Raw genomic sequence first — 19,936 nt, 5'->3', positions numbered from 1 at the left:
GGCAAAATTAAAGTATTGAGTACATCCTCAAAGTGATGGCTTATTTTTATTTTTGAGCTTTTGGTAAGAAATAATTTAGATCATGAAAATAAGAACAGGGTTAGGCTATGATGTACATCAGCTTAAAGAGGGCTCAGACTTTTGGCTGGGAGGTATAAAAGTCGAACATGAGAAAGGTGCAGTAGGGCACTCAGATGCAGATGTGCTCATTCATGTAATTTGTGACGCCCTGTTGGGAGCTGCCAACATGAGAGATATTGGCTATCACTTTTCTGATAAAGATCCTCAATATAAGGGTATAGACAGCAAAATTCTGTTGAAGGATGTAATGAAACTTTTGCGTGAAGCTGGTTGGGAAGTTGGGAACATAGACACTACAATTTGCCTACAGCGACCAAAAGTAAACCCTCATATACCGGCCATGAAAGCCTGTCTGGCAGAAGTAATGTCGATAGAAGAAGAGGATTTATCTATAAAGGCCACCACTACCGAGCAGCTTGGCTTTGTAGGTAAAGAGGAGGGTGTCGCAGCTTTTGCAACAGTGTTGATAGAAAAAAGATGAGCGAACGAAAGCTCCATATCATAAAAACAGAAGACGGCAGCAATTCTTTGTATGTACCTGAGTTGAAAGAAACCTACCATTCTTTTCATGGAGCAGTACAAGAATCAAGGCACGTGTTTATTGAGCACGGATTGACATTCTTTAATAGTTGTACTAGAAAAGAGCCGATAAAAATTTTAGAGGTTGGCTTGGGTACAGGACTCAATGCGCTCTTAGTTACCGAGTGGGCTTATAAAGCCAGATTAAATGTCGAAATGACCTCTTTAGAAGCCTACCCAGTTGCAGTCGAGATGGCTTTGAGTCTAAATCATGCCGATTACATCAAGGTAGACTCTGCTAATGAATGGTTTGCTCAAATACACAAATCACCTTGGGGCAAGCTAGAAAATATAAGCGACCACTTTAAACTGCAAAAAATTGAGTCAAAGCTCGAAGAGGTAGCTTTAAAAAACGACTTTGATGTCGTGTTTTTTGATGCCTTCGCACCTAACAAGCAATCGGAATTATGGGAGCTGCCAATTTTGAAGAAAACCTATGAAGCATTATGTAAGTCTGGGGTATTTGTAACTTACTGTGCGAAAGGCCAGCTTAAGCGAGATCTAAAATCTTTAGGCTTCGAAGTAGAAACACTTGTAGGACCTCCGGGTAAGAAGGAGATGGTACGTGGGGTGAAGGCCTAGAATCTGATCTTCAACATATTTCACATCTGGTTGTTAGACATTTACAAAAAGTAACTCAAACAGCGCAGTTACGTAAACAATCACGGCAAATTATAGATTAGACAATAATTTGTATCTTATAATCGATTGACAAAATCAAAAATAAGACCATGACTAAGGAAACCTTAAAGAAATCTCTACATGAGGCATGTTTAGATTTTGTAAATAATAGAATTAAAAATGCTGAAGAAGCTATAGTATCTGCTCAGGAATCAGCCAACGAAGAAACAAAAAGTTCTTCCGGAGACAAATTTGAGACAGGAAGGGCAATGATGCAGCGCGAGGTAGAAAACCTCTCTGTGCAATTGACTGAGGCTAGAAAGTTAGAAGAAATTCTAATTAATATGAACCCTACAATAAATCATGACTCTGTATCTAAAGGGGCTGTAGTAAAGACTACTATGGGTAACTATTATATATCAGTAAGTGCTGGTAAAATTTCTTTAGACGAGGGAGATTTCTTTGCAATTACTCCTGCATCACCCATCGGTCAAGCCATGAGTGGAATGAAAGAAGGAGACAGCTTTGAGTGGAACAGTAAAAAAATAACCATCAAAGAGATTAGCTGATAAGATATCTGCATGCTGCTTTTTCTGGACCTTATCTTGTTTGCCCTTCATATTGCAGTAATAGGATTTAATTTATTTGGATGGATTCCCAGAAGGTGGAGGCGTGCTCATTTAGTTGTAGTCGCTCTTACACTTTTCTCCTGGATAATATTGGGATTCTGGTATGGCTTCGGTTATTGTTTTCTCACAGATATAGAATGGGATATAAAAAGAGAGCTCGGGGAAACCAACCTGCCCGGATCATTTATCACTTACCTTACCAATAACATATTAGGTATGAGTTTGTCCTCAAAAACAGTGGATATCATAACGGTTGGAGCATATGTGCCGGCTGTGCTAGTATCGCTATATCTTAATTTTAAACCTAAACGAAAGTAGCAGATTGAGCTACAGCTTCGGCAGCAATTCGGCCGGACTTCATAGCTGCATTTAAGGAGCCATTAAGCAGGTAGTCACCAGCTAGAAATATATTATCATTGAGTCTTACCTCAGTGCTTTCCATTTTGTTTTTTACATCATCAACAACCGGAAGGGCTTTAGACACCTTAAATTTTTCTAATAGAGTAAAGTTACTTTCAGGCAAATCACTGATTAATGACAGTTCGCCCTGCACCTGATCTATAAGGTCATCATCTAACCTGGATTTATTTACAGATACCGATATAACTTTTTCCTTTGAGTCGTTATGATTTGTAATGGCAGATACCTCGTGAAAATTGTTGATGGCGATATTCATACTTGGTACAAGGCCTATGGTGGGCTTATTGATAATGCCTTTTTTACTTTTAAAGTATAGGTTGATCACCGATCTATAACTTGGTTCACCATCAAGGTTGTTGATCAGCGGTTCCGGCTGAGTGGCGACTACTATATTATCTGCTTTCAGTTGCTCACCATTGCTTAAATGGACTGTAGTGTCAATGGTTTTTACTGGTGAATTGAATTTAAAGGTGGTGTTTTTTAACAGTCCCTTAAGCTGTTTTGGAATTTCCTCAATTCCTTTTTCAGGAATGGCTGCCTGGCCCTCGGCAAACATTTTAAAGACGAACTCAAACATCCTGCACGATGTATTTAGCTCATTTTCCAGATAAATTCCGCCAAAAAACGGTGAGAAAAACTGATCGATGATATCGTCTGAGAAATGCTTCTTTTTTAGGTAACTGAGTGTTGTTTTATCCTTACTCTTAAAGATATCTTCAATAGACTTCTGTTTAAGATGTAAGGCTAACTGTGCTATTTTGAGTTTGTCACCAATGGTGCCTACGGGTGAGGTAAGCATTTTAAAAATTTGCGAAGGCTCACGCAATGGATCAGAAAGTGGGCGTACTTTGCTTTTGTCATATACAATCGCCCCCGAATTGAAGTATTTCAAATTCAGAGAATCATAGTCAAGGTAATGTTTGGCTTCAGGGTATTCGGTTAGTAAAACCTGAAAGCCGTGATCTAGCGGACAGCCGTCAATGGTAGTGGTTTTTACCCGACCACCTACACGGTCACTCGCTTCGATGATAAGCGGCCTGTAATTTCTTTTTTCCAGCTCATAGGCGCAAACTAAACCAGCTACCCCGGCACCAACTATAATTACATCATGATTTGAGTTATTCTCTGCCATCAATTATGAAACAGAGTAAACAGGGTTCTGTTTTTCAATTTTCACTGAAACTTGTATACTTTATGCGGAGTAATGCAAAAATCTAACTCAACATCGTGCTCATTAGAATAAGGGATGAGATCGAGTGGAGGAGAAAGGCTTACACCTACTTTAGTAGCATGAGGGATTTTTTTTAAAAAACGGTCGTAATAACCCTTTCCATAACCGATCCGATGGCCGACCTTATCAAAAGCTATAAGAGGTACCAGTACGATATCAATTTTTGAAATATCTGCCAGTGTACCCTGCACAGGTTGGGGGATGCCCCATTTGTTAGTCTCTACACGTAGGTCATCATCTACAATGTAATGCTCAAGCTGGCCATCTTTCAATGTTTTACTGGTTACAACAGTGAGTGCTTCATTCACATCAGTGGCTTTCGCTACAATTAAGTGTGTATTAACCTCCTTTTTCTCAACCATAGACAGAAAAGTATGGATACACTTGTATTGAGAAAAATCAAAGTGTGCGAGGGTTTGCTTTAGAATATTGATATTTCTAGTCTCTAGCTCATCATCGCTCAATGTGAGCCTCTTTTCTAAATAAACCTTCCTGAGTACGTTTTTATCAACCATCTATGAGCACATTAAACCGGAAATCAAACGGCTCAAAGTAATCTATTAATTGATCAACAAAAGAAGGGTTAGCCATAAAAAAGTTAAGAAAATTGTCTGTGCGTTCTTGTAGGGTGCCGTTGGGCAACAAGTTTTCTAATATATCTTCAACTTGGCGCATACGGTCTGCTTGATTCTTTTTCTCTGCCCGAATAAACTTTTTTTGAATGGCATCTAACCGGTTGGCGGTAATAGTCTGTTGTGCCTCAACATGCGGAGCGAGTGTAGGGTCGATATTGGCGGCCATGGCTTTTACCTTTTCAAATAAATCAAGAATGCCGTCACGCTGCCCGTTGAGATGAATATCATGCTGAGCATTTGCCAGGGCTAGATTTTTGAGTAGCTCATGCTTTGGAGTGAAGACATCTAAAGTTGTTAATTCTGCCTTATCCATCTTTCTTTTGACATGCCCGGGGATCACCAAAGCGAAGTTTCTTGGCATTAAAATAGGGAAAGGCACTTTGTAGTGGTCAAAAACAGTTTTTAGTTGGAACCAATAAGCCAACTCACCTGGGCCTCCAAAATATGCCAGGTTCGGTAAAATCACTTCCTGATACAGAGGTCTTAAAATTACATTTGGGCTGAATCGCTCGGGGTGTTCTTCAAATTCTTTCTTCAGACCCTCCTCTGTAAAGCTGATATCGGAATCGAGTACCTGATATTCATTATTTTCTTTTACTAAGCGACTTCTAAGACCATCTTTCAAGTAGAAAAAATTGATTTCCCGAGGGTAAACTTGTGTTTTATAACCAGCTTCATCAAGTATTTTAGACTGCTCATTGACCAAACTATTTGCCGTGTTGTTGGTGCAATCGTCTAAAATTACTTCTGAGAAAATTTTCTTAAGCTCACTATCATCTGCATCTAACACCACTAAGCCGTGTTTGCCAAAAAGATGGTTTACATAATCTCGTACAGCATCGGCAAGGGAGTCATTTTTTAAATACGCCTTTTTGAAAAAATCAGGTATACCGGGTGTTTCTTCAATAATAGTTTTGAGCTCTTTTGGATCAAATCTACCAACGGCACCAGTTTGACTGGTTTTCCATTTTATCTTCTTGCCATTGAGCCTGAAATAGCTGATTTCCTCAAAATCATGATCTTCAGAAGCCATCCAATAAACAGGCACGAAATTATAGTCTGGGTAAGCTTCTTTTAAGGCCTTACAAGTATTGATGACAGAAACTATCTTGTAAATAAAATAAAGAGGCCCTGTAAAGATATTGAGCTGATGCCCGGTGGTGATGGTAAAAGTTCTGGAATCTTTAAGCAGCTCAATATTAGTGCTTACTCGATCGTCAACTTCATTTAGCTTTTCGTATTGGCTTGTCAGAACCTGACAGAGAATTTTTCTATGCTCTGCAGATAGTTTCTTTTCCTGAAGCTGCTTTTTAAAGCTTTCTGCCTTTGGGGGCTTGTCATAAAAAGGTTGTAGCCGACTCTCTCCATTGATGTAATCAGTGAATATTGTTGAGAATTGATTGGTTTTATCAAAAGCAACCTTTTCTATGACCATATTGTATGTTTTTTTAAGCTTTTACTACCTCTCCATACAAATCAAACTCAGTGGCGTCTGTGATCCTGGCATTTACAAAATCCCCAATTCTAAGATGGTTGTCTTTTGATTCTATAATTACTTCGTTATCTACTTCTGGTGAGTCAAACTCCGTTCTGCCAATGTACTTGCCCGACTCTTGTCTGTCGATAAGCACTTTAAATTCTTTGCCTATTCTCTCCTGATTGATTTCGTATGAAATGTTTTCTTGTAGTTCCATAACGGCATTGGCTCGCTGTTGTTTCACTTCTTCAGGCACATCATCTTCAAAATTATGTGCGTGAGTGTTTTCTTCGTGAGAATAGGTGAAAATGCCTAATCTTTCGAAGCGAGAACGCTCAACAAACCCATACATTTCCTCAAAGTCTTCCTGCGTTTCTGTTGGGTATCCAGCAATAAGAGTTGTTCTTAAAGCGATGCCAGGTACTTTTTCTCTGATCGTTTGTATCAGTTCTTCTTGTTTTTCGCGAGAAGTTCCTCTTCGCATATGCTTCAACACGCGAGTAGAGCCATGTTGTAATGGCATATCTAGGTAGTTGCAAATGTTATCTCTCTCAGCCATCACATCCAGAATATCTAAAGGGAAACCTGTTGGGAAAGCATAGTGCAGACGTATCCAATCTATACCCTCTACATCAGATAGGTGCTTAAGTAGCTCAGCCAGGTTACGCTTACCATAAATATCTAAACCATAGTAGGTAGAGTCCTGGGCAATAAGTAGAAGCTCTTTGGTGCCATTTTTGGCTAAATTTTTAGCTTCTAACACGAGTTGTTCTATAGATTTTGATACATGCTTGCCTCGCATTAATGGTATAGCGCAAAACGAACAAGGTCTGTCGCATCCCTCTGCTATTTTCATGTAAGCATAGTGGTTAGATGTAGTCAGAATTCGTTCTCCGACCAACTCTTGCTTATAATCAGCTTTAAATTTTTTAAGAAGAAGCGGTAACTCCATAGTGCCAAAAAAGCTATCGACTTGAGGAATTTCCTGCTCAAGATCATCTTTGTATCGTTGTGAAAGACAACCGGTTACATAAAGCTTATCTATTACCCCTTCCTCTTTAGCGTCAGCATATCTCAAGATGGTGTCGATAGATTCCTGCTTGGCATTATCGATAAAGCCACATGTGTTTACGATAATCACGTTGGCATCATCTTTTTTAGATTCATGCACAGCATCAATCTTGTTGCCTTTGAGCTGGGTGAGCATCACCTCAGAATCTACGAGGTTTTTAGAGCAACCTAGTGTTACAATATTTACTTTGTCTTTTCTTCTTCCCTTAGTTTTCACGCTTTTCTCCTTCTTGTTATGATATCGCCATGCTATTATCTAAGTCTTCATGCTTAGATGTAAATTCAAATAACGTAACACCGACTTCGTTTAAATAGTCCGCAAAATTAAGAAAAATAAATTTGCTTCTTGGTTGAGCACTCAATAGTTATATTTGTGGCTTGCAAATGAAATTAAATCATATCACTCTGTTTATCACGCTTTTACTTGTAGGTACTCTAGCCTGCGAGGAGCCAGACTGTGTAAGCGAACTTAGCAGTACCATCAATATTTCGCTTTATAAGCTAGAGAAAAACGAACTTGATACTGTTTTTCTTAATGAGCTAAAGGCTATAGGCATAGACACTGCTTTACTTAGTGACGTGCCAGATGTTTCAGGATTCGCTCTCCCAGCTGATCCTAATGCTAATGAAGTGACATTTGTTTTTGATACAAGAGAATATGGAATTGATACACTAACTCTTGCTTATTCAACAGGCGGAAGATTTATTTCAGAAGATTGTGGTGTGGAGCTTCTATATTCTGATTTGAAGGCCGTAAGGAGTGATTTTGATTCGATAAGCGTAATTAATACTATTTTAGCTGATGTAGTTAATGAGGATATTAGGGTATATAATAACGACTAGTTTACTATTCATCTCATGCTTTGCCTCAGCGCAGAGTGATATAGTACCTGATACAATTCAGGGCAAATATATACCCACCGGTATAAGGGTAGGAGTAGATCTTATCAGTCCAACTCAGGCAATCATTAACGATGGGTTTAAAGGATTTACGGGAGGGGAAAATCGAGAATTGCACCTATCTGCAGATGTAGATTTTTATCGATACTTCTTAAATTTTGAGTTTGGCAAGTTAGATAGGGAGTGGAGGAGTGATAACGGCATTTATACAAATAGTGGTACATTTTACAAGATAGGTCCTGATGTGAATTTCTTGCACAGGGATCCTGATGGAAGTACCTTATTTTTCGGCTTGAGGTATGCTTTTGCCAACTTTTCAGATCAAATGACATACAATATCAACGACCCCATTTGGGGTGTAGGTAGTGGCGATGTGCACAATGGATCACTTTCTTCTAATTGGTTTGAAGTAACTACGGGCTTAAAAGTAAAGATTACACGTATTTTATGGCTTGGTTATACAGGCCGATTCAAATTTGCTTCAGATACATTCGAAGGCAATAATTTAATCCCTCATTGGGTGCCCGGCTACGGCCGCGCAGATGAAACATCTGCCTGGGGGTTGGACTACTGGTTGATAATAAAAATACCCTTCAAAAAAGACAAATAGTGTGCGTTAATTTGAATAGCATTTTTTGTGGATGTTATAAAATTTAACTTACTTGTGCGGTCTTTACCGTATATAACACTATGATTACCAAAAAGCTACCTCTCTTTCTTCTTGCAGTTACTGCGATGTCAGTATCAGTTGCACAAACTACTTATTATAGTAGAAACGCTGCCACTGCTCCCCGAAATTGGGACGAAGCAGACTCATGGACACTCAATGCAGACGGCTCAGGTGCCGCTGCTGCGATTCCCGGTAGAAATGATAATATCGTTATTTTAAATGGCCATACAATAGTCGTAAATAATATGGCTGACAACGGCTCGACCGCCACTAGTGCCAATGCCTTGGGTTTAGCCAACGTAGGAACTTTCAATGGTTCAGGAAGTGCAAACTTCTATCAAGTTGGTAACATAACAATAAATAGCGGAGGCACACTTACCTCTAATCAAAGGATGATGCTTGCAGGTTCGGTTTTAGTTCATGGGACTTTGGAAACTACTTCGGCAGGTGACGATCTGATTATTTTAGGAAGGCTAGAGGTTAGTAGTTCAGCTACTTTGAGCCTTACAGATGATTTTGTACTTACAGGCAATAGTGAAACATTACTTTTTAATACAACTTCAACAGGCGATGATATTTATATAGACCATACTGATGCCGAGCTGTGTGGTTCAGGTATAGTTGATATAGGGGATGCGATTCAATATCTCAATGGTGCTACCAGTGATCAAATATGTGGTGATATTACTATTACAGGATGTGGCACTTGTCCTTTAAATGGCACAGGCAATAATGGCATTTCAACGGATCAAAAATTAATCAAGGCTGGTTCAGTTTGGAGATATTTAGATGATGGAAGCAATCAGGGTACCGCCTGGAGAGGGACTTCATTTGATGATTCAAGCTGGGCGTCAGATCAGGCACAACTTGGGTATGGAGATGGAGACGAAACCACTGTAGTAGGCTTTGGGCCAGATGCGAATAATAAGTATCAAACCACTTATTTTAGAAAATCATTTTATGTACCTGATCCGAATGACTATAGCACTGTTCTCCTAAGGTTGCTACGCGATGATGGGGCCGTGGTCTACATCAACGGTGTGGAGGTTGACCGACAAAATATGGCAGCAGGTACTGTTACCTATACTACATTTGCTAATGCGACAGTTTCAGGATCGGGAGAAGATACATTCATCGAAACTACATTAGCTTCCTCTGTCTTAACTGCGGGCACTAATCATGTAGCTGTAGAAATACACCAACGTAACTTATCAAGCTCAGATATCAGTTTTGATCTTGAATTGATTGGCCAATTTGGTAATGCTTTGGTTTCTAAACAGTCGACATGGAATTACTTAGATGATGGCTCAAACCAGGGTACGGCCTGGAGAAACCCCTCTTTTAATGATTCCGGTTGGGCGTCAGGTGCTGGGGTTTTGGGTTATGGTGATAGCCAATCTACAGTTGTAAGTTTCGGAGGTGATGCAAATAATAAACACGAAACCACTTATTTCCGACACAGTTTTACCGTTCCTGATGCAAGTATATACTCTTCGCTTACAATAAATTTATTGAGAGATGATGGTGCCGTGGTCTACCTTAACGGAACAGAGGTTTTGAGAGATAATATGCCAGCCGGGGCCATTACTTTTACGACTTTGGCGCCAGGTACGATCACAGGTGAAGACGAGGATAATTATAATTCTTTCAATGTTAGCAGTGCATCTTTGGTAAATGGAGCAAATGTGCTTGCTGTAGAAATTCATCAAAGAGCGGTAAACAGTTCAGATATCAGTTTTGATATGGAGGTTATTGGAATTGAAAATAATCCTTTACCAGTTAGCTGGATGACTTTTGATGCTGAGGTAGTTAATAATCAAGTTGAGCTCTATTGGTCAACGGCATCGGAGCTTAACAACGACTATTTTGAAATAGAAAGGTCTTTAGACGGCAAATTCTATGAAAAAATAGCAAAAGTCGAAGGTTCTGGTACTACTACATCAGTTAGTAACTATCAGTATACAGATGCGAGGCCGCATGCAGGCGTTAACTATTACAGGCTTCGTCAGGTCGATTATGATGGACAATTCGAATACTCAACTATTCAAAAAGCAATTGTTTACGAAGGGTTGACACTCTATCCCAATCCTGCTGATCAGGTATTAAATATCTATACAAAAGAAACTATAGATGTAGATAAAATAGAAGTAATAGACTTAAACGGACGTACACTTACTGTAAATAAGGCCCAAAAAGACGGGTTAATTAAAATAGAAATCAGTCAGCTTAAGCGAGGGTATTATATAGTAAAAGTTAAGTCAGCTGACGACTTTGAAAGGAATTACAGGGTATTGGTGACGCATTAATCAGGCTGGAAGGAAAAAAGTAATTAGAATCGGTAAATACTGGCTCTAATTACTTTTAAAAAAAGAATCAACAAATTCCATCTTGTTAAATACCTGTAGGTCATCTACTTTTTCACCTACACCAATATATTTTACCGGTATTTTAAATTCATCTGAAATGCCAATCACAACACCGCCTTTGGCTGTTCCATCTAACTTGGTGATTGCTAATGAAGTTACGTCTGTAGCTTTGGTAAATTCTCTGGCCTGTATTGCAGCATTCTGACCAGTACTTCCATCTAATACAAGCATCACATCGTGAGGAGCTTCTTCAATGAATTTCTGCATCACTCTTTTGATCTTGGTGAGCTCATTCATAAGATTTACCTTGTTGTGAAGTCTACCAGCGGTATCGATAATCACTACATCAGCGCCATTTTCAACTCCGTATTTTACAGTATCAAAAGCTACTGCCGATGGGTCGGTGTTCATACCACGAGCAATTACAGGCACATCTACACGCTCACCCCAAAGTTTTATCTGGTCAACAGCAGCTGCTCTAAAAGTATCGGCTGCTCCGAGCACTACATTGAGGCCCTGCCTCTTATACTGAGCAGCAAGTTTACCAATGGTAGTGGTTTTACCTACACCATTTACGCCTACAACCATAATTACATATGGCTTTTTATCAGCAGGCACTACAAATCCTTCAAGGTCTTTTGTGTTATTCTCAGAAAGTAAGCCGGCAATTTCTTCTTTTAGAATTTTATTGAGCTCATCTACGCCCAGATACTTATCTCTGGCTACGCGCTCTTCTATACGCTCAATAATTTTTATTGTGGTTTTTACGCCAACATCCGAGGTGATAAGAACTTCTTCGAGTTCATCGAGTACTTGCTCATCTACTTTAGATTTACCGACAACAGCTTTGCCTAGCTTGTTAAAAAAGCTGTCTTTGGTTTTTTCTAGTCCTTTGTCAAGTGACTCCTTTTTCTCTTTAGAAAACAGACCTCCGAATAATGCCATGGTACAAATTGGGGTTTAAAGGTTTTGGCGTTTTGTATACGCCAATTTTGTAGTGGAAATATAAGCAAAAAGTCCCTTCCGATTATATTTCGAAAGGGACTTCTATCACTTTATTAAAAAGGTTTTTAAAGAATTAACCCTTTAAAACTTCGTTTACCCTGTCAATGGGTACAATTTCTTCTCTGAAAGTGTAAGCACCTGTCTTTTCAGATCTCACGGCCTTTATAACTTTAGCCATGTTTTTGCTTTCTTTCTTCTGTAATGACGCAACTACTTTCTTAGCCATGGTTATTTAATTTCTTTGTGAACGGTGTATTTCTTAAGTATTGGGTTATACTTTTTTAACTCCAATCTATCAGGAGTGTTTTTTCTGTTTTTAGTAGTGATGTGTCTTGAAGTTCCCGGCTTACCACTGTTTTTGTGTTCCGTACACTCCAAAATCACTTGCACTCTGTTACCTTTCTTTGCCATGATAAAATATCTTTATGCCTTGTAATCTTATACTAATGTGTTTCCGTTTGCTCTTGCTTTCTTCAAAACAGCAGTAATGCCGTTTTTGTTGATTGTTCTCAAAGCAGAAGTTGAAACCTTTAATGTAATCCACGTATCTTCTTCAGGGATATAAAATCTCTTCTTGTGAAGGTTAGGATAAAATTTTCTCTTCGTTTTATTGTTTGCGTGAGAAACATTGTTACCCACCTGAGGTCTTTTTCCTGAAATCTGGCAAACTTTTGACATCTCTATATAAACTTAATATTATGTACCTTTTTAAATTGGGTCTGCAAATATCGCAAAAAGAATATTAATAATCAAAACGGACGATATATTATTTTTTTAATACACAGTACTTTACCCAAAGTATGTTGCAAATATAGCCATTAATCTTAGCGTTTGATTGCTTACATTTGCATTCAGGATGATTTCTCTCCGTCAATGAGGAAAGGTTGGCCACTCTCCGTGATGAGTGGTGCATTTTATAACATTTAATTTGATTATCATGGAAATCACACAAAAACTAACTTCGGAAGAGGCAATTAAACTAGAAGAAAAGCACGGGGCGCATAATTATTATCCACTTCCTGTGGTATTGTCTAAAGGAGAAGGTGTATACGTGTGGGATGTAGAGGGTAAAAAATATTTTGATTTTCTTTCTGCTTACAGTGCTGTAAACCAAGGGCATTGTCATCCTAAAATTGTAGGCACCTTAAAAGAACAGGCAGAAACATTAACCCTTACATCAAGGGCTTTCTTTAATGATATATTAGGGCCTTATGAAAAGTATATAACTGAATACTTCGGTTTTGACAAGGTGTTACCTATGAATACCGGGGCTGAAGGTGTAGAGACTGCCATAAAAATTTGTAGAAAGTACGCCTACGAGAAGAGAGGTATTCCTGAAAATCAGGCAAAAATTATTGTTTGTGATGGTAACTTCCACGGAAGAACAACTACAGTAATTTCATTCTCTAATGACGAAGATGCACGCAACAGCTTTGGGCCATATACCCCAGGCTTTCTTAATATACCTTATAATGATATCGAGGCGCTGGAAGTAGCGTTGGAAGATGAAAATGTAGCAGGGTTTCTGGTAGAGCCAATTCAAGGTGAAGCAGGTGTTGTAGTGCCAGATAAAAATTACCTGGCTGAAGCAGCTGCTCTTTGTAAGAAAAAAGGAGCTTTATTTATTGCTGACGAAATACAGACCGGTATAGCACGTACTGGCGGTTTGTTGAGAGTTTGTGGTGACTGTAGTTGTGAGCACAAGTGTGAGAGACAAGAAGCTACTTATACAAGACCTGACATTTTAATCTTAGGTAAGGCGTTATCAGGTGGAGCCTATCCGGTATCTGCTGTGTTGGCCGATGATGAGGTGATGAACGTTATCAAGCCGGGTCAGCATGGGAGTACATTTGGTGGCAATCCTTTAGGTTGCAAGGTGGCAATGGCGGCTCTTGAAGTTGTAAATGATGAAAAGCTAATTCAAAACGCACGTAGGCTGGGTGAAATTTTCAGAGAGAGAATGAATAAATTTATTGAGACTACTGATACCATTACGTTAGTGAGAGGTAGAGGACTACTCAATGCTATTGTAATTAATGACACACCAGATAGCTCTACTGCATGGGATATTTGTGTTGCTCTTAAAGAAAACGGTTTACTGGCGAAGCCAACACATGGTAACATCATTAGATTTGCTCCACCTCTTGTAATGACAGAGGAGCAACTTCACGAATGTTGTGATATTATAGAAAGTACAATCAGAGACTTTAAATAAGCCATTGATAAGGGGTAATCTCTGAATATTTTTTGAGATACCCCTTACATTACTTATCTCTGGTGCTCAGCATTTTTGTAAAGTACATATTTGGACGCGAACTTTGGTAATCTCTATTTACCACTGGCGTAAATGTTCTATCCATTGGTAGAATTTTTATCAAATTATATAATTAGATACAGGATTTCTTCTTATATTACAATTGGTCTATGGAATACAGCTTTAAAATAAACGAGAGCGGAAAAGAGAGAACGCTAATTCTGAAGAACGAGATGATCATCTATGTATTAGATGATGCCATCTATGAAGTGCCATATAAAAATATAACTGCGGTATGGCTCAATAAGCCTGGCGGTTTTTGCACACCCAGTAGTTATTCCTGCACGCTTAATATTAAAGATGACAAGCCCATTTTTATCACCAGTAAAAATTGGGACCTTGACCAGAGAGAAATCTTACAGCAAAATCATTATAATTCATTTGTAAGGGTTTTGCATATGCACCTAAAAGAAAAGAGCAAAGCGACTTATGGTTTTGGTGTAAAGCCACAATATTACATGTTGCGTGTAGCGGCAATCATTACCATACTTACATTAGCTACATATCTTTCTGTAAATTATCAACTCAATAACTTTTTACTGGCTATACCGGTAGCTATCAGTCTGTTTGTGCTTACTTGCGGGCTAAATTTCTGTGTTAAAAACTTCCCATCAAGCTATCGGCCAGACCATATCCCAATTACACTTTTGCCTGCTCAGAGTTAAACTAAAAATGGTAACTTTGCGGCATGTTTATTAGGCCAAGAAGAAACAGAAAAAGTGCTGCCATCCGTGATCTTGTACAAGAGACTCACCTTAGCACCAACGATTTTATTTATCCGTTATTTTTATTAGAAGACCAATCAGGTAGTGTACCAGTTGCATCAATGCCTGGTATTAATAGGCTTGGGCTCGAGCCTATGCTCAAAGAAATAGAGGAATGCCTGAAGCTGGGTGTGAAAGCTTTTGATATTTTTCCGGTGGTAGATGAAAAGCACAAGGATAAAATGGCTACGAAAAGCTATGACTCCAATTTCTTTTACTTGAAAGCCTTGAGAGAAATAAAAGAAAAATTTCCCGGGGCAGCTATTATGACTGATGTGGCTATGGATCCCTATAGCAGTGATGGTCATGATGGTATTGTCAACGATCGTGGGGAGATAGTAAATGATGAAACGCTGGATATTTTGGGTAAAATGGCCCTGGCTCAGGCAGAAACAGGTATCGATACAATAGGTCCTTCTGACATGATGGATGGTAGAGTAGGGTACATACGCGATGTGCTGGATGAAAATGGCTTTACCAATGTTTCTATCATGTCATATTCAGCCAAATATGCCAGTGCTTTTTATGGCCCATTCAGAGACGCCTTAGATTCTGCACCAAAAAGTGGTGATAAAAAAACTTACCAAATGAACCCGGCCAATCAACGAGAGGCTTTAATAGAGGCTGATCTCGATGTGGATGAAGGAGCAGATTTTCTGATGGTTAAGCCGGCATTGGCATACCTTGATGTGATCAAGCTATTAAAAGACAATTACGCACAACCTATAGCTGCCTATAATGTGAGTGGTGAGTATGCTATGGTGGCGGCTGCTGCCGAAAAAGGTTGGCTTAACAAAGAAGCCACAATGCATGAGATGCTTCTCAGTATTAAACGGGCAGGAGCTGATGTTATATTAACCTACTTTGCCAAAGAGTGGGCAAAGCTGAAAAACTCATAATTCTAAGCAAATCTCAATTATCAGTGTTGTTTTGCTTTAGGTTAACATCTCTTTGAGGGAATGGAATAGTAATGCCATTTGCCTCAAATTTCTTTACAATACTTCTTCGAATATCGCTTTTTACAGCTTCGATGATAAACATGTGTTTACTCCAAAAGAACAGTTCGAAATCGAGCGATGATTCTCCAAAATCTATAAGCCTGGCTAATGGTTTTTTGTCTGGGTCGCATTTCGAATGTTCAGCAGCACTTTCTGTAAGGAGTTGTATCACTAAATCGACATCAGAGCCATAAGCCACCCCGATTTTAATACTGAAGCGGGAACGTTTAACATTGTGACTCCAATTAATCACCTGATCGGTGACAATTCTTGAGTTTGGCAAAATAATGATGATGTCATTTCGGTCTTCAACAATTGATGTTCTTAAGCCTATTCTTCTGACTATCACAACATCATCACCAACCTCAAGAATATCATCAACTTTAATAGACCCTTCAATTAATAATATAACACCGGATATGATGTCGTTGAAGGTTTGTTGTAAGCCAAGACCGATACCTACCAGTAAGGCTGCAGAACCTGCTATGAGCACTGTTACTTTTACACCAAATACATCAAGAATCAGTACGATTAGCACAATCCAGATGAGGTATCTTACGATTTGGAATAATGCATACTGACTGCCTTTGTCAATTTTACCGCCTTTCCACCTTTTAATGGCTTTTTTAAAAATGAAGAGAAGTAATTTACCTATCAGAAAGATAAGAAAAGCCTGTACCAGCATATAGACAGAAAGGCTATACTCACCGATGGTAAAGAGTGTCAATTCCAATATGTTTAGTAGCTTTTCCATACCGCTAAGTACAAAATAGCTCTAAAATTTAAATTACACTACATGGCACTGGTGATTATCTTAAGTCTGTGAGCGATTATGGCAGAAAATATTGATCACTAAATCTCATCGATCTCAAAGTCTTTGCCCTTGCCAAAAGCAATGAAATCTGAGAGGTTATAAGTCTCTAATGTGTTGAGGTCTTTAAGTACAAACTCTTCTTCTGATAGTCTTTTGATTACTTCAAACTCGAATTTCTCACCATAATTTACCAATGAGTATTTTTTGCCTACACGCATGGCATTGAAATGAACTCCTGCCATTAGCTTATGTCTTCTTCTCGTTCCAACATGAGAATAGAGGCCTGCGGTACGATGAAGTATTTTTCTTCTTCGTAGATTACTTCAACAGCACCCTTTTGAAGAAAGATGGCCAAATCACCTTCCTGTGCTTGTAGTGGCACATACTTTATTTGTTCTTCCTTTCCCTTCCAGAGTTCATCGTCTTCTGCGGGAGTAGGTATAGGGTAACCTGGGCCGGTTTTAATGATGTACCCACTTTGGATCTTCTCCTTTTCTTGCACCCCTGGAGGTAAAAATAATCCTGAGCTTGTCTTTTCTGACTGCTTTTTTGGTTTAATTAAAACACGATCGCCAACTACGATAAGTTTACGCCACTTGTTGTCTGGTGTTACTCTTTGCATCTACTTAGTCTTCCTTTGCTCTATCAATTAATTTTTGATCTATTGTTTTACTGGTTTTAGCTCCTAAGGCCTTAATTTTTTCAGCTCTCGTTACCAGATTACCCTGCCCGTCATATAGCTTTTTCATAGCATCTCTGTAGACACTTTGTGTTGATTCGAGGCTTTTACCTATCTTCTTTAGATCTTCTACAAACCCAACAAATTTATCGTATAAGTTTCCTCCCTGTCGTGCAATTTCCAGTGCATTTCTATTCTGGTATTCATTTTTCCAGATATTAGAGATAGTACGTAGAGTGGCAATCAGTGTCGATGGGCTTACCATTACGATGTTGCGCTCATAGGCTTTATTAAAAAGCTCCGGATCGGCTTGCACGGCCATGCTAAAGGCGGGCTCAACCGGGATAAACATCAAAACGAAATCTAAACCTTCAATGCCATAAAGTTTTTGGTATTCTTTTTTGTCTAGCCCCTTAATATGGTTATCTATTGAAAGTAGGTGAGCTTTAAGATTAACAGCCTTTTCGTCATCTTCACTATTGATGTATCGCTCATATGCTATTAAAGATACTTTTGAGTCTACAATTATATTTTTATCATCAGGGAGGCTTACGATCACATCGGGTTGAAGTCTTCTTCCGTCATCGTTGGTAAATGATTCTTGCACAAAATATTCACGGCCTTTTTCTAATCCTGATTTTTCAAGAATACTCTCCAAAATAAATTCTCCCCAACTACCCTGAGTTTTGGTGTCTCCTTTTAATGCTTTGGTGAGATTTTCGGCCTCCTTTGTCATTTGCTGGTTGAGTTCTCGAAGACCTTTCAACTGCTCTCTCAAGGCGGTGCTTTGCTCCAGACTTTCTTTGCTGTTGACCTCTACTTTTTTCTCAAAGTCAGAAATTTTTTCTTTAAGCGGGTTGAGCAATTCACTTAAATTGACTTTGTTCTGGTCAGTAAATTTTCTGCTTTTTTCTTCAAATATTTCGTTGGCCAGGTTTTTAAACTCAATGCTAAATTTTTGCTGTAGTTGACCGAGCTCTTCTTTTTGTTCTTTGAGCTTTTCCTGAAGATTTCGATAATCAGCTTCTGTAGTCGAGAGGTTGTTGTTGAGTTGTAATACCTGCTCTCTTTCGCGTTGCAGCTCATTTTTTAGAGAGGCGGTTTCATTTTGTAAGTTATTTACCCTTTCTTCTGCTATTTGCAGCGAAGCAGAATCTTTAGCGTCACTTTCAAACTTAAATTTTGCAATAAACCACGCACCTGCGCCTCCGATCACTACACCGGTAATTAACCAAACCAATTCAATCATGGTGTAAATATCGATGAACAATTAACAATTAACAATATTGTTTGTGCGACCTTTCAAATTGGGCCAAGGTCAAGGTTGAATTGTTTCAACTTCCCAGTGCACGATAATTATTAGGTTGGTATTCTCGCTTGGCTCTTTCGATAGCCCTTTGAAGCTCATAAACCTGATCATCCACCTTTTTAAAATTGAACGGATACCAAAGTGAAGATTTAAATAAGAATTCTTTTCCAAAGCCAAGGTCTCTATATAATTGAACCGAATGTGTGCCTATAGCTGTTTTCAGCTTTACTTCCTTTATTTCAACGAAAGGGATTACCACCTCCTGGCCTTTTTCTATAATGTATAAATTTTCTTGATCAGCAGCCACACTTTTTAATTTCAAAGTTCTTTTGATGTACAACACATAAAAAGCCACGCTAAAGTAAACAGGTAGATAAAGACCAAACCAATTTATTCTATCTTCTGAAAAGATTTCGAAAGAATAAATAATCATTAGTGAGAAAAATAGTAACCAAATTAACAGTGTGATTACTCGGTAGCTCTTTAACTTTTGAGTTGATACTATTTGTTGCTTCACAATTTATTCATTCATAAAGAGACTTATCCCAGTCACACTAGAAGCTAGAGGCTTTTAGCTAATAGCTTTAATCTACTCACTCCAACTCATAGGATATTTTTTGTCTACATACTCCAGCGCGTCTTTTGTAAGAAATAACGGCTTAAAAGTATCTACCATCACCGCAATTTCATGTGTTTCTTTGGCTCCAATGCTTTTTTCTACCGTGCCTGGGTGTGGTCCGTGTGGCAGACCGCCTGGGTGTAGCGTAAAAGAACCACGATCAATGCCCTTTCTACTCATAAATTCACCTTCGGCATAATAAAGCACCTCGTCTGAGTCAATATTTGAGTGGTTGTATGGTGCCGGTATAGAAAGTGGGTGATAATCAAACAAACGTGGTACGAACGAACAAATAACAAAGCCAAATGCCTGAAAAGTCTGGTGCACTGGTGGTGGTTGGTGAATACGCCCCGTAATGGGTTCGAAGTCATGAATCGAAAAAGCATAAGGCCATAAAAACCCATCCCAGCCTACTAAATCAAATGGGCTATGTTCGTATATATACTCATGCAGCTGATTGTGCTTTTTTATTTTTACTACGTATTCTCCAAGATCTTTTTCAGTTTTTAATTCAGAAGGAGGTCTAATGTCTCTTTCGCAGAAAGGAGAATGCTCTAGTAATTGGCCTAATTCGTTACGATATCTTTTAGGCGTTTCAATAGGATTGGCCGATTCCACCACGAGAAGTTTAAGGGGCTTGTTTTCTTCAAACTCAAATTTATAAATTACAGTACGCGGTATAACGACATAGTCGCCCTGTTTGATTTTAATGCTACCCATTTGTGAGTGTAGATAGCCTTCACCATCATGAATG

Annotated in this window: 24 protein-coding genes; 10 read left to right on the top strand and 14 right to left on the bottom strand. The window is 38.8% G+C overall.

Translation table 11 applies throughout. From position 1 onward, the window contains the following. Window positions 1-82 precede the first annotated feature (82 nt). The 4 genes from ispF (at window position 83) to E1176_RS17695 (ending at window position 2,228) form a co-directional block, all read left to right on the top strand. The gene (gene ispF, locus E1176_RS17710; protein WP_155212383.1) at window positions 83-562 is read left to right on the top strand and encodes a 2-C-methyl-D-erythritol 2,4-cyclodiphosphate synthase; all 480 of its coding nucleotides are present in this window, start codon (window positions 83-85) and stop codon (window positions 560-562) included. Next, a complete protein-coding gene (gene mnmC2, locus E1176_RS17705) occupies window positions 559-1,242 on the top strand; it encodes a tRNA (5-methylaminomethyl-2-thiouridine)(34)-methyltransferase MnmC2 (RefSeq protein WP_155212382.1) in 684 nt (227 codons plus the stop codon). The genes ispF and mnmC2 overlap by 4 nt, the downstream gene beginning before the upstream one ends. Before the next feature lie 149 nt (window positions 1,243-1,391). Continuing rightward, on the top strand, window positions 1,392-1,850 hold the full coding sequence (locus tag E1176_RS17700) for a GreA/GreB family elongation factor (RefSeq protein WP_155212381.1): 459 nt from the start codon (window positions 1,392-1,394) through the stop codon (window positions 1,848-1,850). A 12-nt stretch (window positions 1,851-1,862) separates the two neighbouring features. After that, entirely contained in the window at window positions 1,863-2,228 is a 366-nt protein-coding gene (locus E1176_RS17695; RefSeq protein ID WP_155212380.1) for a DUF2784 domain-containing protein, read from the top strand. On the opposite strand, the gene E1176_RS17690 is transcribed toward E1176_RS17695, so the two are convergent. From E1176_RS17690 to rimO, 4 genes are read right to left on the bottom strand one after another with little or no spacing between them, the layout of a single operon-like run. Continuing rightward, window positions 2,215-3,462 (bottom strand): protoporphyrinogen/coproporphyrinogen oxidase, encoded by a 1,248-nt coding sequence (locus tag E1176_RS17690; RefSeq protein WP_155212379.1) that lies wholly within the window; start codon window positions 3,460-3,462, stop codon window positions 2,215-2,217. The two genes, E1176_RS17695 and E1176_RS17690, sit on opposite strands and share 14 nt — an antisense overlap. A gap of 41 nt (window positions 3,463-3,503) precedes the next feature. Further along, the gene (locus E1176_RS17685; RefSeq protein ID WP_155212378.1) at window positions 3,504-4,076 is read right to left on the bottom strand and encodes a 5-formyltetrahydrofolate cyclo-ligase; all 573 of its coding nucleotides are present in this window, start codon (window positions 4,074-4,076) and stop codon (window positions 3,504-3,506) included. Further along, entirely contained in the window at window positions 4,069-5,631 is a 1,563-nt protein-coding gene (gene bshC / locus E1176_RS17680; RefSeq protein ID WP_155212377.1) for a bacillithiol biosynthesis cysteine-adding enzyme BshC, read from the bottom strand. The genes E1176_RS17685 and bshC overlap by 8 nt, the downstream gene beginning before the upstream one ends. A 13-nt stretch (window positions 5,632-5,644) precedes the next feature. Then, a complete protein-coding gene (gene rimO, locus E1176_RS17675; protein ID WP_185152868.1) occupies window positions 5,645-6,961 on the bottom strand; it encodes a 30S ribosomal protein S12 methylthiotransferase RimO in 1,317 nt (438 codons plus the stop codon). A gap of 167 nt (window positions 6,962-7,128) precedes the next feature. On the opposite strand from rimO, the gene E1176_RS17670 reads away from it, so the two are divergent. The 3 genes from E1176_RS17670 (at window position 7,129) to E1176_RS17660 (ending at window position 10,620) form a co-directional block, all read left to right on the top strand. Continuing rightward, window positions 7,129-7,587, top strand: coding sequence for a DUF6452 family protein (locus tag E1176_RS17670; RefSeq protein WP_155212376.1), 459 nt, complete (start codon window positions 7,129-7,131; stop codon window positions 7,585-7,587). Continuing rightward, entirely contained in the window at window positions 7,556-8,254 is a 699-nt protein-coding gene (locus E1176_RS17665; protein WP_155212375.1) for a DUF6048 family protein, read from the top strand. Before E1176_RS17670 ends, E1176_RS17665 begins: the two co-directional genes overlap by 32 nt. Window positions 8,255-8,334: 80 nt before the next feature. After that, on the top strand, window positions 8,335-10,620 hold the full coding sequence (locus E1176_RS17660; protein WP_155212374.1) for a T9SS type A sorting domain-containing protein: 2,286 nt from the start codon (window positions 8,335-8,337) through the stop codon (window positions 10,618-10,620). Between the two features lie 45 nt (window positions 10,621-10,665). On the opposite strand, the gene ftsY is transcribed toward E1176_RS17660, so the two are convergent. The 4 genes from ftsY to rpmB form a co-directional block, all read right to left on the bottom strand. Beyond that, window positions 10,666-11,625, bottom strand: a complete 960-nt coding sequence (gene ftsY / locus E1176_RS17655) for a signal recognition particle-docking protein FtsY (protein WP_155212373.1) — start codon at window positions 11,623-11,625, stop codon at window positions 10,666-10,668. A 133-nt stretch (window positions 11,626-11,758) separates the two neighbouring features. After that, on the bottom strand, window positions 11,759-11,911 hold the full coding sequence (locus E1176_RS17650; protein WP_155212372.1) for a DUF4295 domain-containing protein: 153 nt from the start codon (window positions 11,909-11,911) through the stop codon (window positions 11,759-11,761). Window positions 11,912-11,913: 2 nt separating this feature from the next. Then, a complete protein-coding gene (rpmG, locus tag E1176_RS17645) occupies window positions 11,914-12,096 on the bottom strand; it encodes a 50S ribosomal protein L33 (RefSeq protein WP_155212371.1) in 183 nt (60 codons plus the stop codon). A 27-nt stretch (window positions 12,097-12,123) separates the two neighbouring features. After that, on the bottom strand, window positions 12,124-12,363 hold the full coding sequence (gene rpmB / locus E1176_RS17640) for a 50S ribosomal protein L28 (protein WP_155212370.1): 240 nt from the start codon (window positions 12,361-12,363) through the stop codon (window positions 12,124-12,126). Between the two features lie 259 nt (window positions 12,364-12,622). Here rpmB and rocD point away from each other — a divergent pair, with 259 nt between their 5' ends. The 3 genes from rocD (at window position 12,623) to hemB (ending at window position 15,662) form a co-directional block, all read left to right on the top strand. Next, window positions 12,623-13,900, top strand: coding sequence for an ornithine--oxo-acid transaminase (gene rocD, locus E1176_RS17635; RefSeq protein ID WP_155212369.1), 1,278 nt, complete (start codon window positions 12,623-12,625; stop codon window positions 13,898-13,900). A gap of 209 nt (window positions 13,901-14,109) precedes the next feature. Then, a complete protein-coding gene (locus tag E1176_RS17630; RefSeq protein ID WP_155212368.1) occupies window positions 14,110-14,664 on the top strand; it encodes a hypothetical protein in 555 nt (184 codons plus the stop codon). A gap of 23 nt (window positions 14,665-14,687) precedes the next feature. Next, window positions 14,688-15,662, top strand: a complete 975-nt coding sequence (gene hemB / locus E1176_RS17625; RefSeq protein WP_155212367.1) for a porphobilinogen synthase — start codon at window positions 14,688-14,690, stop codon at window positions 15,660-15,662. Window positions 15,663-15,675: 13 nt separating this feature from the next. On the opposite strand, the gene E1176_RS17620 is transcribed toward hemB, so the two are convergent. From E1176_RS17620 to E1176_RS17595, 6 genes are all read right to left on the bottom strand, one after another. After that, on the bottom strand, window positions 15,676-16,515 hold the full coding sequence (locus tag E1176_RS17620; RefSeq protein WP_155212366.1) for a mechanosensitive ion channel family protein: 840 nt from the start codon (window positions 16,513-16,515) through the stop codon (window positions 15,676-15,678). 98 nt (window positions 16,516-16,613) lie between these two features. Beyond that, complete coding sequence (locus E1176_RS17615) at window positions 16,614-16,817, bottom strand: hypothetical protein (RefSeq protein ID WP_155212365.1); 204 nt, start codon at window positions 16,815-16,817, stop codon at window positions 16,614-16,616. After that, window positions 16,817-17,197 carry a co-chaperone GroES gene (locus E1176_RS17610; RefSeq protein ID WP_155212364.1) on the bottom strand — a complete coding sequence of 127 codons (381 nt, stop codon included), beginning with the start codon at window positions 17,195-17,197 and terminating at the stop codon, window positions 16,817-16,819. Before E1176_RS17610 ends, E1176_RS17615 begins: the two co-directional genes overlap by 1 nt. A 4-nt stretch (window positions 17,198-17,201) precedes the next feature. Continuing rightward, complete coding sequence (locus E1176_RS17605) at window positions 17,202-18,503, bottom strand: DNA recombination protein RmuC (RefSeq protein WP_155212363.1); 1,302 nt, start codon at window positions 18,501-18,503, stop codon at window positions 17,202-17,204. 85 nt (window positions 18,504-18,588) lie between these two features. Then, window positions 18,589-18,996 carry a hypothetical protein gene (locus tag E1176_RS17600; protein ID WP_155212362.1) on the bottom strand — a complete coding sequence of 136 codons (408 nt, stop codon included), beginning with the start codon at window positions 18,994-18,996 and terminating at the stop codon, window positions 18,589-18,591. A gap of 156 nt (window positions 18,997-19,152) precedes the next feature. Next, the coding region (locus E1176_RS17595) for a homogentisate 1,2-dioxygenase (RefSeq protein ID WP_155212361.1) at window positions 19,153-19,936 on the bottom strand (784 nt) is incomplete at its 5' end.

Source organism: Fulvivirga aurantia (assembly GCF_009711475.1).
GTDB classification, from domain to species: Bacteria; Bacteroidota; Bacteroidia; order Cytophagales; family Cyclobacteriaceae; genus Fulvivirga; species Fulvivirga aurantia.
This window is presented reverse-complemented; position numbering and strand designations above follow the sequence as displayed.

What these genes read in the sequence shown, in the direction of transcription:
- ispF (WP_155212383.1), top strand. Translation starts at nt 83, where the DNA reads ATGAAAATAAGAACAGGGTTAGGCTATGATGTACATCAGCTTAAAGAG.
- mnmC2 (WP_155212382.1), top strand. Translation starts at nt 559, where the DNA reads ATGAGCGAACGAAAGCTCCATATCATAAAAACAGAAGACGGCAGCAAT.
- E1176_RS17700 (WP_155212381.1), top strand. Translation starts at nt 1,392, where the DNA reads ATGACTAAGGAAACCTTAAAGAAATCTCTACATGAGGCATGTTTAGAT.
- E1176_RS17695 (WP_155212380.1), top strand. Translation starts at nt 1,863, where the DNA reads ATGCTGCTTTTTCTGGACCTTATCTTGTTTGCCCTTCATATTGCAGTA.
- E1176_RS17690 (WP_155212379.1), bottom strand. Translation starts at nt 3,462, where the DNA reads ATGGCAGAGAATAACTCAAATCATGATGTAATTATAGTTGGTGCCGGG.
- E1176_RS17685 (WP_155212378.1), bottom strand. Translation starts at nt 4,076, where the DNA reads ATGGTTGATAAAAACGTACTCAGGAAGGTTTATTTAGAAAAGAGGCTC.
- bshC (WP_155212377.1), bottom strand. Translation starts at nt 5,631, where the DNA reads ATGGTCATAGAAAAGGTTGCTTTTGATAAAACCAATCAATTCTCAACA.
- E1176_RS17670 (WP_155212376.1), top strand. Translation starts at nt 7,129, where the DNA reads ATGAAATTAAATCATATCACTCTGTTTATCACGCTTTTACTTGTAGGT.
- E1176_RS17665 (WP_155212375.1), top strand. Translation starts at nt 7,556, where the DNA reads ATGAGGATATTAGGGTATATAATAACGACTAGTTTACTATTCATCTCA.
- E1176_RS17660 (WP_155212374.1), top strand. Translation starts at nt 8,335, where the DNA reads ATGATTACCAAAAAGCTACCTCTCTTTCTTCTTGCAGTTACTGCGATG.
- ftsY (WP_155212373.1), bottom strand. Translation starts at nt 11,625, where the DNA reads ATGGCATTATTCGGAGGTCTGTTTTCTAAAGAGAAAAAGGAGTCACTT.
- E1176_RS17650 (WP_155212372.1), bottom strand. Translation starts at nt 11,911, where the DNA reads ATGGCTAAGAAAGTAGTTGCGTCATTACAGAAGAAAGAAAGCAAAAAC.
- rpmG (WP_155212371.1), bottom strand. Translation starts at nt 12,096, where the DNA reads ATGGCAAAGAAAGGTAACAGAGTGCAAGTGATTTTGGAGTGTACGGAA.
- rpmB (WP_155212370.1), bottom strand. Translation starts at nt 12,363, where the DNA reads ATGTCAAAAGTTTGCCAGATTTCAGGAAAAAGACCTCAGGTGGGTAAC.
- rocD (WP_155212369.1), top strand. Translation starts at nt 12,623, where the DNA reads ATGGAAATCACACAAAAACTAACTTCGGAAGAGGCAATTAAACTAGAA.
- E1176_RS17630 (WP_155212368.1), top strand. Translation starts at nt 14,110, where the DNA reads ATGGAATACAGCTTTAAAATAAACGAGAGCGGAAAAGAGAGAACGCTA.
- hemB (WP_155212367.1), top strand. Translation starts at nt 14,688, where the DNA reads ATGTTTATTAGGCCAAGAAGAAACAGAAAAAGTGCTGCCATCCGTGAT.
- E1176_RS17620 (WP_155212366.1), bottom strand. Translation starts at nt 16,515, where the DNA reads ATGGAAAAGCTACTAAACATATTGGAATTGACACTCTTTACCATCGGT.
- E1176_RS17615 (WP_155212365.1), bottom strand. Translation starts at nt 16,817, where the DNA reads ATGGCAGGAGTTCATTTCAATGCCATGCGTGTAGGCAAAAAATACTCA.
- E1176_RS17610 (WP_155212364.1), bottom strand. Translation starts at nt 17,197, where the DNA reads ATGCAAAGAGTAACACCAGACAACAAGTGGCGTAAACTTATCGTAGTT.
- E1176_RS17605 (WP_155212363.1), bottom strand. Translation starts at nt 18,503, where the DNA reads ATGATTGAATTGGTTTGGTTAATTACCGGTGTAGTGATCGGAGGCGCA.
- E1176_RS17600 (WP_155212362.1), bottom strand. Translation starts at nt 18,996, where the DNA reads ATGATTATTTATTCTTTCGAAATCTTTTCAGAAGATAGAATAAATTGG.